This is a genomic window from Parabacteroides sp. ASF519, assembly GCF_000364265.2.
Classification (GTDB): domain Bacteria; phylum Bacteroidota; class Bacteroidia; order Bacteroidales; family Tannerellaceae; genus Parabacteroides; species Parabacteroides goldsteinii.
Window position 1 is genome coordinate 1 of the sequence record NZ_AQFV02000005.1, and the last position, 17,733, is coordinate 17,733.

At 42.4% G+C, this 17,733-nt stretch carries 6 protein-coding genes and 5 pseudogenes; 6 read left to right on the forward strand and 5 right to left on the reverse strand.

Features of this window, described 5'->3' with window-relative positions:
- The 3 genes and pseudogenes from C825_RS27690 to C825_RS00370 form a co-directional block, all read right to left on the reverse strand.
- Positions 1–1,787 (reverse strand): annotated as a pseudogene (locus C825_RS27690) (SusC/RagA family TonB-linked outer membrane protein); the annotation flags it as partial.
- 155 nt (positions 1,788–1,942) lie between these two features.
- A pseudogene (locus C825_RS00365) lies at positions 1,943–2,924 on the reverse strand (FecR family protein).
- 115 nt (positions 2,925–3,039) lie between these two features.
- Positions 3,040–3,585, reverse strand: a complete 546-nt coding sequence (locus tag C825_RS00370; protein ID WP_009860118.1) for an RNA polymerase sigma-70 factor — start codon at positions 3,583–3,585, stop codon at positions 3,040–3,042.
- 347 nt (positions 3,586–3,932) lie between these two features.
- On the opposite strand from C825_RS00370, the gene C825_RS00375 reads away from it, so the two are divergent.
- Complete coding sequence (locus C825_RS00375; RefSeq protein ID WP_010800956.1) at positions 3,933–5,903, forward strand: TlpA family protein disulfide reductase; 1,971 nt, start codon at positions 3,933–3,935, stop codon at positions 5,901–5,903.
- 1,077 nt (positions 5,904–6,980) lie between these two features.
- A complete protein-coding gene (locus tag C825_RS00380) occupies positions 6,981–7,445 on the forward strand; it encodes a hypothetical protein (RefSeq protein WP_010800958.1) in 465 nt (154 codons plus the stop codon).
- Between the two features lie 141 nt (positions 7,446–7,586).
- Here the strand turns inward: C825_RS00380 and C825_RS00385 are convergent, their stop codons facing one another.
- Entirely contained in the window at positions 7,587–10,736 is a 3,150-nt protein-coding gene (locus tag C825_RS00385; RefSeq protein ID WP_010800959.1) for a hypothetical protein, read from the reverse strand.
- 103 nt (positions 10,737–10,839) lie between these two features.
- Here C825_RS00385 and ribF point away from each other — a divergent pair, with 103 nt between their 5' ends.
- The 3 genes and pseudogenes from ribF to C825_RS00405 all read left to right on the forward strand — a co-directional run bounded on the left by ribF (position 10,840) and on the right by C825_RS00405 (position 14,181).
- Entirely contained in the window at positions 10,840–11,802 is a 963-nt protein-coding gene (ribF, locus tag C825_RS00390) for a riboflavin biosynthesis protein RibF (RefSeq protein ID WP_010800960.1), read from the forward strand.
- Positions 11,803–11,838: 36 nt separating this feature from the next.
- Positions 11,839–12,894: a M20 family metallo-hydrolase gene (locus C825_RS00395; RefSeq protein ID WP_010800961.1), complete on the forward strand. Its 1,056-nt coding sequence runs from the start codon at positions 11,839–11,841 to the stop codon at positions 12,892–12,894.
- 4 nt (positions 12,895–12,898) lie between these two features.
- Positions 12,899–14,181, forward strand: a pseudogene (locus C825_RS00405) (lipopolysaccharide biosynthesis protein).
- A 65-nt stretch (positions 14,182–14,246) separates the two neighbouring features.
- Here the strand turns inward: C825_RS00405 and C825_RS00410 are convergent.
- Positions 14,247–15,848 (reverse strand): annotated as a pseudogene (locus C825_RS00410) (nucleoside kinase).
- Positions 15,849–15,989: 141 nt separating this feature from the next.
- Between C825_RS00410 and C825_RS00415 the strand changes: the two are divergent.
- A pseudogene (locus C825_RS00415) lies at positions 15,990–17,671 on the forward strand (Na/Pi cotransporter family protein).
- Positions 17,672–17,733: the final 62 nt, after the last annotated feature.

Genomic DNA, 17,733 nt, shown 5'->3' on the forward strand with positions numbered 1-17,733 from the left:
GTTTACGTTTCTGATAGTTACGGTCGATACCGAAATTAGCTTTCAACAATAAATCCTGAATCGGACGAACTTCAAAGAAAACCGTACCTAGTAATCTTTCTTTAGTTGTCTTATCTGTAATATCCAATAAAGAAACTGGGTTGGGAAGGAAAGAGGCGTCCTGATTCATTGAGTATTCACCGTTTTCATCGCGTACAGGCAATGTTGGATTAAACTGAGCGGCCGAAACCAGGATACCTGCATTTTCATTCTGCCCATTTCCAGAGGAATATTATCATATTGGTTACGGGATACATTCAGGTTTACTCCCATCTTTACATATTTACTCAGTTTCTGATCCAGATTTACACGTGCAGAATAACGCTCCATGGCATTATTTTAATTACACCGTCTTGTTTGAAATAGTTACCGGAAACCAGATATTTCGTATTCTCATTACCGCCGGTAATGGATAAATTATGTGAAGTTTGGAATCCCAATCGGGAGATTTCGTCAAACCAATTTGTGTTATATGCAGGATTGGCAATTTGTTCAGCAGTATAATCCGGAACAAAAGGTGAAGCCACTTCTGATTCGGATTTACCACCATAAATGCCCACGCCATTCGTACGCAGCCAAAGCTCTTTTCTGTAATCGTTTGTCGCTTGCATAAAGCCTGAAGCATCCAACATTTCATAAGACTTTGAAATATCCTGAACAGATGCAGAACCGGAATACTGTACTTTTGCCGCACCACTTTTACCTCGTTTCGTCGTTACGATAATCACACCGTTACCGGCACGTGCACCATAAATAGCAGTAGAACTTGCATCCTTCAGTACTTCGATAGATTCTATATCGTTCGGGTTAATTGAAGACAGGATATTATCCTTATTTCCATCCTTATATTGGTTTCCGCTGTCCAATGATCCCGGATCGCTCACTGGAAAACCATCGATAATGATCAGCGGATCATTCCCAGCCTTGTCTGAAGAGGCAGCACCGCGGATACGGAAAGTAGACTGACCTCCCGGCTGTGCACTGATCGTACTTACCTGCAAACCGGCAGCCTTACCAGCTAGCGCATGACTGATGGTTGAAACCGTACCGACGGGGCATCGTCCATTTTAACAGAAGCAACAGCGCCAGTCAGGTCTTTCTTTCATCGTACCGTAACCGACAACGACAACTTCTTCCAGCGCCTGTGAATCTTCTTTCAATGTTACATTAATAACACTCTGTCCTTTTACGGCAATATCCTGTGGAATATAGCCGATAAAAGAAATCTGCAATGTTGCATTGGCAGGCACCTCGATAGAGAATTTACCGTCTAGATCGGTAGTCGCTACCATTGGTTGTTCCTTTTGAATCACGTTAGCTCCGGCAACCGGTCCCATAAGATCACTGACAACACCTGTTACTTTCTGTGATTGTTGTGAAATAGCAGCATTTGAAACATGTTCTGTAGTCAGCACAATGTGACGGTCTTTGATCGTATATCTCAAGCCTGTTTTGGTGGCAATGGCATCCAAAACGTCCTGGATATTGGCATTCTTTTTTCTGATCGAGATCTTTTCGTTTTATTGACCTCTTCCAGATTATAGAAAACAAGAACTCTGATTGTTTTCTATTTGTTTCAACACATTTTCTAATGTCTCCTCTTTGGCAGAAACATTTAGTTTTGTTGTTTGCGCATAAGTTGCGGCGACCATTTGCGACAAGCAAACGGTTAGCATTAACACGGTTAATTTCATAATTTTTATAGTTCTTTTCAGATTTACAGAAACAACTATACGTTGATTATTCATACTTTTGAATGTTTTAAGATTAAACATAATCCCACGGCAATGGGAGTTTAATTGAATCACACGTTTTAGAAGAGAGAATCCGGCAAGATTTTCTCTTCTTTTCTTTTTACCACTTTACTCGCTCATATTAATACATTTTTAAGATTAGCTATTATTTATATTTCAGAAACGGTTATATGACGGTCGTCAATCCTATATTTGATTGGAATAGAAAGGTTGACGATTTCCATGATATCTTTTATACTTTGTCCCGGTAAAAAGTTCCGGTGAAAGTTCGTTTGTTCAGAGTTTCGGACGTGACGGTAAATTGCACTCCATAGACATGACTCAGCCGGTAAAGTATGGCTTCCAGGCTTTGTTCCGGAAAATAATAATAACCGGTAGTCCAGGATGTGAACTGTTTGGCATCCACATTCCTGACATCACCAGCATGTGTATTCCGGTTGTAAATAAACTGCTGATTGGGTTTCAGTATGGTTTGATGCAGAATATTCTCTGTCTTCAGACGAACGGCTCCTTCCAGCAGGGTTGTAGTGAGCAGTGAGTCGGAAGCGTAAGCGTAAGCTGTAACATTGAATTTTGTTCCCAGGGCTTCGATATTCTGTTCCTTTGTCTTTACGATAAAGGGCTTGTCTTTATCTTTTGCTACTTCAAAATAGGCTTCACCTTCCAGGTAGACGGTTCTCTCTTTTCGACCATAATCATTTTCATAATGAAAGACAGTCTTCGATCCCAGACAAACCTGTGTTCCATCCGGTAATTCGACGACATCAGCATCCAAACCGTCCCCACCGATATATCGGGTCGCTATTTTGTCTTCATCCTTATTGAAAGTCAGAAATAAAGAGGTAAGACATACTGTTATAAAAGAGACTGCTGCATAATTACCCAATTGCAGCCATCTACTTTTCTTACGTGGATAAAACACCTTTCTCTTCTTCAGAAGGCGATCCCAACTTCCTTCCATATCATTCTGCATTCTATTGGTATAGCAGGCATCATAGACCGCTTTGATTTCAAAGAATACCTTTTTATTTTCGACATTCTCATTCACCCAGGTGTAAAATCATTTATATCCTGTGTATCCAGTTGCCCTTGCAGATATTTTATGACCAATTCAGATCGTCCGTCTTCCATATAATTTCTCTGTTAGATATAAAGTGACTTAGTCCTTTATGAACTTATAACGAATGGGACATGAAAAGTACTCACACGAAAACAAACTTTTTTTAAAATAAAAAAATGCCCCCTTTTAAATCAAGGTAAAAAGATAAAAGAATAAATGAGAACAGTGCTTACGGAGGTAAAGCAAGGAACGATACAATTGGTTCTCTACCGTACGGACAGATAAACCCAGTTGTTCAGCGATCTCAGCAGCTTTCATTCCTTTCAGATAAGAGAGACGGAATATTTCCTGGCTTCGTTCTGGTAATTCCGCCACTTTCTTCATTAGAAGCTCTAACAAATCTTTCCGCATGAAAAGTTCGTCGGACGATTCGAAATAATCCAGTTCTTCCAATTTTAGCTGTACAGCACGGTGGTCAAGTATCTCCTGCTCCATGTTAGAACGACGCAGATGGTCGATGCAGGCATTACGCACAGCTACAAAAAGAATCCTTTTCAAATCGTCATCAGGAAGAAGGAAAACCTGCTTATCCCATAATTTCAGGAAAACATCATGCACAATATCCTCTGCAAAGAATCCGGAGACAAACTTGCCCGCAAAACGAAGCAACATAGGCGCATATTCCATATATATGCGCTGATAACAATTTGTCGTCTGATCTTTTACTTCCATTTTGCAAACTTATTAAAAATCTCGGAAAACGCCCTGTCCCAACTCTATTTTAACGCTATACCCTTTATAAAACACCTATATACATCTGCCGAAAAAATTATTGAATCCTCCAATCTGTACACTAATCGGGGCAATAGCAACCATCCATCAAAATATTCAACTACAGGAATTAAAATTCAAAGGCAGCAAGCAACTAAAAGATAAAATATCTGTTAAAGCCCCCATAGTAAACAATAAAATAGGATAAAAACAGAATAATACCATACCCAAACAAGCTGTTTATAACTACTAAAACCTATCTTTAGCCTTATAAATTAACGAAAGGATAACATTTAAAACATTCCGATATGAAAAAACAAACAGTCATCCTATTCTTACTTCTGGGTCTCAGCCATACAGCATTCGCCCAACGCGTCATTGAAAACCCTGCTTATGAATTTAAAAGCACAGGTATCAATACAATCACTCAGATAGAGCGAAACAAAGAAAACACACGGGTACAAGTACATTGCGAATTTATTCCCCACTGGTGGATTTCTTTCGACAGTACTACTTACATCAAAGATGCGGATACCGGAAAGAAATATTTTCCGACCGGAATCGAAGGAACCGAGTTCGGTAAAAAAACATTTATGCCTGATTCCGGCGACTCCACATTTGTCCTGATCTTTCCTCCTTTCGATAAAAAAATGAAGAAATTCGATTATATCGAATCAGATACGGGAGAAGGTTCAATCTTCGGAATCTCACTGAAAAAAACAAAAGATCAGAAGAAGAAACCGGTGGAAGAAAGCATATACGGGACATGGGAAGATATGGAAAAGCAGCTGGCAGCAGAAGCTGATCCGTCGACCGGTTACGGAACCGACTTCTTCCGGAAAGACACAGCCCATTTACGCGGTTTTCTAAAAGGATACGATCCCAGAGCCGGCTTCAGTACCGGCATGATTTATACTGGTAACGAACTAACCCGCGAAGACTATCCGACTGTCATACAAATCCATCCTGACGGACGTTTCGAGGCTGACTTTCTTTTAAATCATCCCTGGGAAGGTTATATCTCTTTCAAAAGGACTTCCATTCCATTTTATATCGAACCGGGAGAAACCTTATTTATTTCTCTCGACTGGGAAGACTTCCTGATGGCAGACCGATATCGCGATCGCCGGTATGAGTTTAAAAACATAGATTTCAAAGGAGCCTCAGCCGGAATAAACAAAGAACTTAACAAGTTTAAAGTGAATACTTTCAATTATCGGAATTTCGAAAAGCAACTAAAAACTCTTGCCCCGGCGGAATTTAAACAACAGCAATTGAACGCTTTGAAAGAGGCTGATAACTCACTGGCAGAAAAGCTGAAACAAAATACTGTTTCAATCAAAGGCCAGCAATTACTGAAAAATAAAATACTTCTATCATTTTACGGAGCTTTGTTTGATTATGTTATGACACGAAGGTATTACGCCTCTCAGGACTCTACCAATGAAATCCTGAAACAACCGATTCCGGATGATTATTATAACTTCCTTCCGAAGATAAATAGTAACGACAAAAGTTTACTTGTCTCGAATATGTTCAGTTCTTTCATCAACCGTTATGAATATATGGGACCTTTCAACAACGCAGATATGACATTCACCCCCGAGAATAAGCTTGAAATGTTTAGCAAGGGATGGTTACGCAAAGATTCTGTCTTACGGAATGAATTGCAAGTCACGCCCGGTCTGCTGTTTGAGATTGCAAAAACCCGTTCGCTGAATTATGCACTAGAGATGCTTACACCCAAAGAAGGACATTTGCTGGCTGAAGAAATAAACAACAGTATCTCAGAGCCTTTCCTGAAAGAAGAAACGATGCGTATGTATGCCAAGAAATTTCCGGAAGGAGAAAAACAAGCCTATAAACTTCCGGAAGGGAAGGCCACGGATATTTTCTGTAAAATGACAGACCCGCACAAAGGAAAATTCGTTTTAGTCGACTTTTGGGCTACTACCTGCGGACCTTGTATTTACGGCATTAAACATATGCAGCCGCTAAGAGACAAATATAAAGACAGTCCGGACCTCGCCTTTGTCTATATTACAGATACAGGCGGTTCTCCGGAAGAGTCTTACAATAAATTTATTTCGGAAAATGATATGGGTGACAACCTGTTCCGTTTGCCGGAAGATGAATACAACTATCTGCGTCAACTATTCAAATTCAATGGCATACCTCGTTATGTCATGCTGGATCGGGATGGGAATGTGGTCGACGATAATTTCCCCGGACACAACGCAGAGTATGAAATACAAAAGTTATTCCCGGATAAAAAGTAAACTGTCCCAAAGAGTTCATCCTCTTTGAATATACCCGTTAAAAGGGTTTATCAGGGTTATTTTTATCAGAAATGAAACATTTCTGAAGTTGACAGTTGACTCACAAATAACAGTTATGTCGACTTTCAATTGATTATCAATATATCATTATTCTATCAAATCAAACGATTAGATGTCTTTATGATAGCAAAATACTTATTTAAACAACCAGTATATTCATCCATATTGCCTATCTAGGATAATTTTATATACATTTATTAACAAAGCATCCGGCTTTATCTGTTCTTCAAGCAAAATATACTTCATTTAAAACGGAATTTATATTCGTTTTAAATGAAGTATATTTTTATTATGGTTGAAAATTTACTCGACATAAGCTAAAAAACGTTAATAAAACAAGAAAAAAACTCATTTTTCGAATTTTCGAGGGGATATTTTCATGCTAAAGAGCATGTTTTATTTCTGAAACAAGGAATATCACAGATACTTTTCCAATATCTTTTATTTTGCAAAATCACCATCAATACAGCAGATAGCATCCGCCATATGTAATACGATATTATTATAACGCATATCACACCATTATTCCGACTTTTTGCACATTCCATCCTTCCCCACAGTCGCATAAAAGCTAACTGTACAAAATACCACCCCATACAGCTTATTCAGAAGGTACCTTATATAGCATTTTGTCAATTTAGGACTATCAGAGAAAGTTGTTCATATTTTATCAGAATTGAAATTATTTGCATCGAGACTTATCCTAAAAGCTCTAACTGCTATAAGTATCTCTACTACCAGTATCAATTCATCTACAAATTTTGAAGTGTATTTTATTGCATCCTTTAATTATTATCGTACATTTGTGATGCATTTCCTATATCTCAGGCGGGGAAACCTGCCAATTTCCGTGGCGGGCATTTTTATGTCCGCTCACGAGCATTCTATATGGCGGTTCCGTACCCCCGTGTAGAATGTTAATGCATCTACTCTGCCTGAGGTAGGAAATGCAACGGGACAGGCGGAACCGCTCTTATATTTAGAAAATCTTCGCCTTCACATCTAATATTAATATGTATGGAAACAGAATTGTTAACTGTCCAACAAAGTGAAGAGATGCAAAAAACAAGTGGCAACCCATCTCCTTTTTCCGAAGAAGAATTGAAAGAATTTTACCTTAAATTTGCCCGTCTGGTTAATCCGAATGCCTGTTCTGCCAATCGCAATGATTTTGAAGTGCTAAGTATCCTTCGTAAAGATTTAAAGAAAAATCTCGGAATACTTTGCAAGTATACACAGCATGCCTGGGATGAGGGAATGCCGGAAATACAAATGGCTTGTGGTGCCTATTCCGTACAGGATACCATACAAAAGAAAGAACGGATGGAAGTGAATGTTTCTTTGGGAAAACATTTACAGTTCCTTGCTCAGATGGCAGCAGCCAGTTCGGTTGTAAGAAGGATGCATGCGGAATACACCCGGCATTTTATTAATGTGGAATATCTTTTGAGGAAAATAGAGAAAGATAAGAAGAATAACTAAGTCTGCGTTTATTTAACAGAGGCTTGAGTGAACTTGTTCTACAAATGCTCAGGTATAAATATCCTCCGATGAATCGGTTTCTTTCCGGTTTCATCGGAGGATATTCTATTTTAAATCAACTTGACAGAGATACCTTATTTTTCAATACCCAACCGTAATCACATGAACAGAAGGGCTATCCAGCACAACAGTGGTTGTCGTTCCTGTTTCTGCATTAAAACAACGGATTGTATCTTTCTCCGTATTCTGTACGGTTACTTTCCAACTGTTACCTTCTTTATTTATGCTTAAAATATCCGTCGTATTACTACCGGGATTAATCGCTAAACCGTTAACGCAATGAACAGTTTCGATATGATAACGTCTGACATCAACAGGGAATTTCTTTCCGTTATAGACGAAGGTTGCCGTATGTTGCTGTTCAGCACTTTGCCAGTCGGTGTTCAGCAAATAAATCGTGCGGTGGTCTTTGTTATCCCAAACAGTGAAACCTACAGACGGAGCAGATTCGATCCAACCGGAGGGAAGTTCCTTGTTCACGGTTTCCGTAGCTAACTCACGCATTGTTTCTTCATACTGGCTTCTCAAAGACGATTCTGCCGGATAAGCAGCTTGCGGAAAGTAGATGATCTTTCCTGATCCGAACGGGATAACGGTCTTTCCATTCAAAGACTTGTAATTATCGCCCAACATTTCACGGATAACCGCATCGTTAGTCGGGAACTTTGCCGGTTGGTCGGGTTGAAGTTCGGCATTCAAATGGGCGGCCGTCAGGACAAGCGTTCCGCCGTCAAATACATAGTTGCGGATGCGGAGGAAATCGCTTTCATCGAAACTGTTCCAGCCAAGGAATACCATTGCCTTATATTTATTCATCACATCTTGCGGAGCCTCGATAGGCAGAATGTCGATAGTCCCGTAAGGCGTAGAGGTGAACCAACCGTTAGGACCGCAACCATCCACGATATTATTGGGATAGAAGACTTTCAGGAGGTCAAAACTTTCCGTAGCCTTATTAAATTGCCATTTGTCGCCCTTCTGTGACCATAAGCTGCCGCGACCGAACGATTTCCAGGCATCATTCCTTCCCTGGATAACAGCGACGTTACTTTTCAATTCGCCGCGACGGGTATGTGTTTCTATGAAATCCAGCACACGATGCTGTGCATATAAATGCTCTTTGCCTGATTGGGAATAACGGTCGTTGGCATATTCGTCCAACCACAAGGCTTCTTCCGTATTCATATGGGAAGAACCATGCATATAGGCTACGGCAAGCGACATATACAAACGTAAAGAATGTTTCGGGTCGGTAAAAGGTCCTGAACCCCATTGCATAGCATGCAACGTTCCGTAATCCCGCTTGCTATAAGCACGTGAAGCACCGCGCAATGAAGACAGGATAATTTCTTCAGGGCCGTACATCTGCTCGGCTCCCAACCAGTTATAGCCAGCCTGATACAAATAACGGAACAACGTGGAAGGACCTGTATGGCGGCTGCTCTCTCCTTTTGAATAACGGAAATTCTCAACCAGCTTGCGGGCACCGTCGGCCATATCCTTGACACCATACGGGTCATAATGGATAAAGGTTCCGTGGTCAGTATAAATCGGGCGATGTTTAGCAAAAATACCGCCGTAAGGACGGTTGCGGGCAGCCATATCCGAGAAGACTCCTTGATACAGGAAATGTTGCCAGTAATAATAACCGCCGTCATTTTCGTGCGCCTGCTTTCCGCGGAACATCGGGGAAGCCAATGTTTCCAAATCCGGATTGATACGTTTACCGGCCAATGTACGGCCTTCTACCTGCCAGGCATAAGGAACCCGGAGCTTATTCAGCAAACCGGTATAATGACGGATAACTTCGGGACGGGCAACGCGGAAACCGCTCCACTGATAGGAAGGACGGAACTGATACCAGTTTCCGACCCGCTGGGAGATATACCATTTAAAGAAATAATCATAAGGCGCATATTCCTTATCTATATAAATCTCATCCCCGGAAGAAATGTAAACCTCATCCGGTTCCTTTTCTATTATCTGACGAATTGTTACTTCCGCTTTACGGCTTCCGTCATCAAAAATCATCGGAACGGCGGAAGCATAATTGCCGGCACGAAACTCAATCACGTGCAAACCTGTTTCTTTTAATACCACTTCCTGAGACGCCGGGATAACAGAAGACGGAGCCTGTACCTTCAAACGGACATCCGGCTTATTCGTTTCTACCAGTACACCGAAAGCCGCTCCGGCAGAAACATATTCAGGCACGGAAACAATTTCAAAATCACGGGCACTCTCTTCGATAATCTCCAGCGAACGGAGTTCATAAGAATACGCTGCACGGTTATCCTCTTTGAGCAAAGTCAGTTTCAAATCGCCGTTACCCTGCACGGATGCAGGCAGAAGGATATAAAAGTCCGCTATATCAGAAGCTCTGTCGAAAATATTTCCTTCGTAAACAGTCGTACCGTTGAAATCCAGTTTCCAACGCGGCCAGCTGCGGGTAGAAAGGTTACAACCGGTCCAGTAGTTATAATCGTCTGTCTTATCGGCAAACTTAGCAAAAGGTATGGAGCAGACCTGTTTCTTGTTCTGCACCAATCTGGGTGCCTCCACCCAGCACTCGCCACTGAAATGAGTTCCCCCGATACGTAAAAAGGCACATGCGACGTTATCAGGAAGCACGAATGTTTGCGTTACTTGTTGATATTTGCCGGAGCCTGCGGGTACCGGGAAATAAAGCAACGAATCCGGGCAGTCGTAAATATCGTCTTTATAGCGTCCGGGCTTTTTATAAAACAATTCTATCTGTACGCCAAAGTCACCACCCGCAGAAACGGACATGTCCTGACGTTTCACAACCGGCAAGGTCACCGTCAGTTCACCGGGTTTCAGCAAGTCACCCGAAATACGGTAATAGGCATGCCGCTCGAAGTTATTATCTTCTCCTTTAAAATACAAGGAATACTTATCTTTCTTCACATGGACGGAATCCAGATTGTCGTCGATATAAAATTCCGACCGCCTGAACATTTCCTCTCCCCTTTTTTCAAAAGGAGCCGGCATTTTTACTCCGCCGACAACACGAAGGAGTCTACGTACAGGATAGGCTTCCTGTTTAAACGAAACTGTTTCGGAAACACTGCTTCCGGGAGTTAACAAATGAACCTTTTCACCACCGGAAGGTGTGAAAATCACCGTTCTGTTCTCAGTCTGCACACCATCGGCAAAGAGATAGGAGACGGATAAAAGCTGGCAAATCAGAAGATAAAAGACTTTTTTCATAACTAATACTCAGAGATGTCTGTTAATAAATCAGGTCAAATGTACGACTAATTTCCATTGGTTTTATGTACTTTTGCCTTTTCATTGAATGAATAGAAAGAAAATGATCATTATCAGAGATACGGATTTATTAAAAGGGAAAAGACTGGTTGCTACCATCGGTTTCTTCGACGGAGTTCATCTGGGACATCGGTTCCTGATCAATGAACTGAAGGAAGTCGCGAAGACGAAAGGCCTGCCTTCGGCCGTTATTACCTTTCCGGAGCATCCGCGTGCCGTATTGCATTCGGATTATCAGCCCAAATTACTTAATTCATTTGAGGAAAAACTGGAACAACTGGCTACTACCGGCATAGATTACTGCATCGTTCTCGACTTCACGGTGGAGCTATCCCGCCTGACAGCACAGGAATTTATCAGTTCCATACTGGCGGAAAAATTACATGTAGCCGCTTTACTGATCGGTTACGACCATCGTTTCGGCCATGACCGGAAAGACGGTTTTGAGCAATATGTTGTTTATGGCGGAGCCTGCGGGATGGAAGTTATCAAAGCATCGCCTTACGACGAAGGACGTACGGCAGTAAGTTCTTCCGAGATCAGGAAATTATTGACAGACGGTGATGTGGAAGATGCCGCCCGGTTACTCACCTACCCTTATCAGCTACGGGGAACGATTGTAAACGGTTATAAAGTCGGCCGCAAACTGGGATTTCCAACAGCCAATATACAGGTGGACGAACCTTTTAAAATTGTACCGGGGATCGGGGTTTATGCAGTCTGGGTCTATCTGAAAGAAGAGAAATATAAAGGAATGCTCTACATCGGCGACCGTCCTACACTTCAGAATGGCGACAATATTACACTGGAAGTGAATATACTGGACTTCTCCGGAGATATCTATAATAATGAAATAACTGTTGCGTTTATATATTATGTACGGGGGGATGTCAAATTTAATTCCCTGGAAGAACTGATAGAACAACTCGGACATGACAGGGAGACGGTGGACAGGCTATTGACGGAATGTAACACACCCCCTGCCCCCTCTCAAGAGGGGAATTGAGATACAACCGGTAACAAAATTCAATAATCTGAATAGATGGAACTTTACTACGAAGCAATAGATACTTTGAAAGGGATGATCAGCCGTCCCTCTTTCAGCCGGGATGAAGCGGCTGTAGCCGACTTTTTACAACAGACATGGCAAGCTGCAGGACATACGGTACACCGTAAAGGGAATAATCTATGGATCGTTTCTCCCGGTTTCGACCTGAATAAACCAACACTGTTGCTGAACTCACATATCGACACCGTAAAACCGGCCTCCGGCTGGACGAAAGACCCTTTCAATCCCGAAGAGAGCGAAGATGAAAAGTTATACGGCCTGGGCAGCAATGACGCCGGAGCAAGCGTTGTTTCCCTGTATTCGGCTTTCACACTACTGACCGGTAAAGAACAGGCTTATAATCTGATTTTCCTGGCATCCTGCGAGGAAGAAGTATCAGGAAAGAACGGATTGGAAAGTACACTGGCAGACCTCCCGCCCATCGCTTTTGCCATCGTCGGCGAACCGACCGGCATGCAGCCAGCCGTTACCGAAAAAGGATTGATGGTTCTTGATTGCGTAGCAACCGGAAAAGCCGGTCATGCTGCCCGTAATGAAGGAATCAATGCTATCACATTGGCTATAAAAGATATTGAATGGTTCAACACCTACCAGTTTCCGGAGAAGAGTGATTTCCTCGGACCGGTAAAAATGAGCGTTACAATTATCCATGCCGGCACACAACACAACGTTGTTCCCGACCGCTGCGAATTCACGGTCGATATACGTACAAATGAATTTTACCCCAATGAAAAACTGTTCGAGCTGATCAAAGAGCAAGTGAATTGTGAAGTAAAAGCACGCAGTTTCCGTTTGAACTCGACGCGGACAGCACCGGATCACCCGTTTGTACAAAGAGCCATCATGCTGGGAAAAGAACCGTTCGGTTCGCCTACGCTCAGCGACCAGGCACTCATGCCGTTCCCTTCCGTCAAGATAGGCCCGGGAAACTCCGCCCGTTCGCATGCGGCAGACGAGTATATCGGCCTGATGGAGATCAGGGAGGCGATCGATACGTATGTCCGTTTACTGGATGGATTGAAATTATAATCGTATGTTGAAAAAAATACTGGGGACAATTGGAACACGCTATCTGATTGCCTTTCTTAATCTGATGCTCATTTTCATTAATGCCAAAGCATTGGGTGTGGAAGGGGTTGGCCTGGTGGGTATCATCCTGGCTTCAATAAATATAGCCGTTGTATTCAATGGGTACTTTCAGGCAATACGATCGTATATTTTATGAACCGTTATTCCATACATACTATTTTGTTCCCGGCTTATGCATGGCCTCTGATAGGATCCGGATTAGCGTGCGCCGCCATGTTGCTGTTCGGACTATTTCCCAAAGAGTACCTGACAGACATATATGTGCTGTCATTGATCTCCTCTTTTATTACAACCAACGCCCGCTTTCTGCTGGGCAAAGACAGGATTACAGGATTTAATCTGACTTATATGCTGCAAGGCGGATTATTGTTCTTCATCCTTTTATACTTTTATTATATAGCAGGAAAACAAGAAGTTTCATCCTATATTTACGGATTATACATCACTTACGGCATTGCTTTCATCGGCAGTCTGATATTACTTTTTCCCTTTCTGACCAAAAGAGAAAATAAGCCTACAAACAAACCGTTTATCGCAATCCTAAAAGAAATGTTTACCTATGGACTTTGGGGTAGTGCCGACAATATAGCCGAAGTACTGACCACCCGGCTAAACTATTTCCTGATCCAGCGGTTTGCCGGACTGGGTAGTGTCGGATTACTCGATGCCGGGACAAAAATATCGGAAAGCGTCTGGCACATCAGTCGGAGTGTCAGCTTCATCGAATACAGCAGCGTAGCACAAACGACCAATGCAGGAGAACAAAAAAGGACTACATTAAAACTATTCAAACTTACCTTCTGTGCAATTACATCTACAACCATCTGTATTCTGTTTATACCGGAATGGGTTTACACCAATTACCTGTTCAGTCCCGAATTTATCGGCATGCGAAAAATTATATTCGGCTTGTCCATCGGAATTATTGCATTAGGGTGCAACAGCATACTCAGCCATTATTTCATTGGAAGCGGGAAAATACGTTATAGTGCAGTCAGTTCATGCGTCGGCCTTACAACTTTATTCATAGCAGGTCACATACTGATACCTGTTTACGGTGTCGTCGGCTCAGCCATCAGTACCAGTATTGCGTTCTGTGCCATGTTGATATTCTCAGTTACAGTATTCTGCCGCCAAAACCAAACCAGGCTAAGCGAATTCATTCCCGATAAAGAAGATTTTCGGGAACTGATAAAACGGATACGGGAAAAACTCGAAACAAAATAAAAAGGGCGGCATACAGATACTCTCTGCATACCACCCGCATTTCTATTATAATTCAATCTGTTTTCTTAATACCGGAAACTTCCTCCCCCAGGAACTCGCGTAAAAGCGAAGTGCCGGGCAGGCCGACGTCCGGAATATAATTAAAGTAACGGAGGAAACGCAACAGACGGTAGGCTTCTGCGTTTTCTTCATCGCTCTCACGTACTTCGGCCAGGATCGGTTCGGCAAATTTGCGTAAAGCCGCCAACTCATACAGCATGGCGCTGTTGAACATAGCGTCCGCATTTTCCTGGTAAGGGAAAATCCATTTGTCCTCTCCCCGGCGCACACTCGGCCAGCGGGCAATCGTGTCTTTGGCCGAATAACCGCGGAAACGGTAATCACGGATGATACGACGCAACAGACGGTTATCGGTAGTCGGTATCCAGTTATGGTTATCCAAAGAGATGGATGTCAGAACGGAAACATACACCCGGTATTTATATTTATCCTCGATCATGGATGTCAGTTCCGGATTCAACGCATGGATACCTTCAATCACCAGGACTGAATTTTCACGCATCTTCAGTTTCTTACCTTTATAGATACGTTTACCCGAACCAAAATCAAAAGTAGGCACTTCTATTTCTTTCCCCGCCAACAAATCCTTCATCTCGCTGTTAAAATAAGGCAGATCGAGGGCATAAAGCGACTCGAAATCATAATCGCCCGTCTCGTCTTTCGGCGTATCTTCCCGGTTGAGGAAATAATCATCGAGCGAAATAGCCACAGGATGGATTAGATTCGTTATCAACTGGACTTCCAAACGCTTGCAGAAAGTTGTCTTTCCGGAAGACGAAGGTCCCGAGATCAGAACAATACGGACACCTTCTTCATATCTCTTCGCAATCTCTTCCGCAATCTTAGCAACCTGTTTTTCCTGCATTGCTTCCGAAACCATTATAATTTCGGAAGTATGCCCCTTCTCGATAGCCCGGTTCAGGTCGCCCACATTATTCAAATCCAATGTGCGCTGCAAAGTCAGATGCTCTTTATAAGCCTCGAACATCTTATCCTGCGTGATAGCCGGCTCCAGTTCCAGCGGATTACTTCTCTTCGGTATCTGAAGCAACACCCCGTCGAAATACGGAACGATATCGAACAACTGGATATAACCGGTGGAAGGCGTCAGACAGCCATAAAAGAAATTGATATAGCCATCCAGTTCATAATACGAAGTGTAAGGCATCCCGGCAGTCTCGATCAGACGCGCCTTGTCATTCATTCCCCGTTCACGGAAAAGGACAGCCGCATCCACCGTCCGACTGTTTTATGCAGGAAAGGCATATCGGCATCATAATTTCACGCATACGCTTCTTGATCTTGTCGATTGTTTCAAGATCGATCTTTTGCCGTTATGGATTACACAGTAGTAACCTTTCGATATCGGATGTTCCAAATTTAATGTTGCGGAAGGCAACACATCATTGACCGCCTTGAGAAAATATGACAAAGGGAACGGACATACGTACGCAACCCGAAAGCTGAGTATAATCCACAAACTCAACATCTTCGGATGCCAGCAATGGAAATTCAGGCCTTCCACCTTGTTATTCACTTTTGCATTCATCGGGCGGTAACGCAGGGCGCCCCATCATCGTATAAATATCCAATAAAGAGGAGCCGATTGGTTACTCTTTATAAGTATTGTTATTTTTGCAATAAATTGTGATTGTTTCAGACATATTATATCAGTTATTATTTGTAGTTTTGCTGCCTAAAGTTAGGAATATTAATCGGATATACTTCCAGGTATAACTATTTTTTTGATGGATAATACAATTTTTACCGTACTTAAACTGCTCGGTTCGCTGGCTCTTTTGATGTATGGAATGAAAGTTATGAGTGAAGTCTCCAGAAGTTAACAGGAGACCGTCTACGTAATATCCTGGCGCCATGACTACAAACCGGTTTACCGGATTGCTCACGGGAGCATTCGTTACAGCCGCTGTCCAGTCCACCGCTACCACCGTTATGACCGTTAGTTTCGTAAACGCCGGTCTTCTTACCTTGACACAAGCTATATCCGTTATTATGGGAGCCAACATAGGGACGACAGTCACTGCGTGGATTATGTCTGTCTTCGGTTTCCAGTTTAATATGTCCAATGTCATTTATCCCCTGTTTGCATTATCCCTCCCTTAATATTCTCTAAAAAAAGCGGACGCAAGTCATTCGGTGAATTCGTTTTCGGTTCGCTTTTATGTTTTTAGGACTAACGACTTTGCGGGAGAATGCGATGCACATGGACCTGGAACACAACCAGGTACTCCTGTCTTTTATCGCATCCTGCAAGGAATGGGAATGTTTTCCGTACTGTTGTTCCTGCTGATCGGGGCATTATAAAATGGCGGTACAGTCATCAGCGGCCGTTATGGCTATTACATTAATATTATGTTCAAGCGGCGTATTAGACCTGTATCTGGGTATTGCGCTGGTGATGGGAGAGAACATCGGAACGACGGTAACCTCCAATATCGCGGCTCTCACCGGTAATGCACAAGCACGAAGGGCGGCATTTGCCCATTTCATATTCAACTTTTTCGGGATTATCTGGGTGCTCTGCATCTTCCACCCGTTTATCGACGCCGTAACGAATCTTGTCAATTACCTTGCCCCCAATACGCCCAAAGACATTGCAATCACCTATATGTTGTCGGCATTCCATACCGCATTTAACATTTGCAACGTACTGATATTAATATGGTTCATTAAACCGATTGAACGATTGGTTTGTTTAGTGATCAAATCAAAGCCGGAAGACGAAGAGTACCGCCTGCGTTACATCACAGGAGGTTTGCTTTCTACCGCTGAACTGTCTATTCTGCAAGCGAATAAGGAGATATCCCTTTTTGCCGAACGGACAACACGCATGTTCAGCATGGTAAAAGATGTGTTTTACGAGAAGGACGAGGACACCTTCATGAAAACGTATAACCGGATTGAAAAATACGAGAACATCAGCGACCATATGGAGATAGAGATAGCCAACTATCTTACCCTCGTTGCAGAAGGCCGCCTGAGTTCGGAAAGTAAAGAAGAAATCCGTATCATGCTACGTGCCGTATCGGAAATAGAAAGTATTGCCGACTCCTGTAACAATCTGGCTCGTACCATCAAACACAGGAATGAAGGGAAGTCTGTCTTTACCGACAAACAGAACCACAACATAGACAAGATTTTCGAACTGGTGACGAAATCGTTGTATCAGATGAACTCGATACTGAAAAAGCCGGAATTGTCGCACGACGACATCAACCCGTCTTACAATATCGAAAACGAAATAAACAATTATCGCAACCTGTTGAAACAACATAATGTAGAAGATATCAATAATAAGGAATACCAGTATCAGGACGGGGTATATTATATGGATATCGTCAGCGAAGCTGAAAAGCTGGGAGATTATGTCCTGAATGTTGTACAGGCTGTTATTGAGAAGAAAATATAAGTATGCATACATTCATTTTAATCGGATATTTATCCACTTAAATTTACATAAATGGACTATTC

Coding starts and splice junctions, on each gene's coding strand:
- C825_RS00370 (WP_009860118.1), bottom strand. CDS start 3,585: ATGGAAGTAAAAGATCAGACGACAAATTGTTATCAGCGCATATATATG.
- C825_RS00375 (WP_010800956.1), top strand. CDS start 3,933: ATGAAAAAACAAACAGTCATCCTATTCTTACTTCTGGGTCTCAGCCAT.
- C825_RS00380 (WP_010800958.1), top strand. CDS start 6,981: ATGGAAACAGAATTGTTAACTGTCCAACAAAGTGAAGAGATGCAAAAA.
- C825_RS00385 (WP_010800959.1), bottom strand. CDS start 10,736: ATGAAAAAAGTCTTTTATCTTCTGATTTGCCAGCTTTTATCCGTCTCC.
- ribF (WP_010800960.1), top strand. CDS start 10,840: ATGATCATTATCAGAGATACGGATTTATTAAAAGGGAAAAGACTGGTT.
- C825_RS00395 (WP_010800961.1), top strand. CDS start 11,839: ATGGAACTTTACTACGAAGCAATAGATACTTTGAAAGGGATGATCAGC.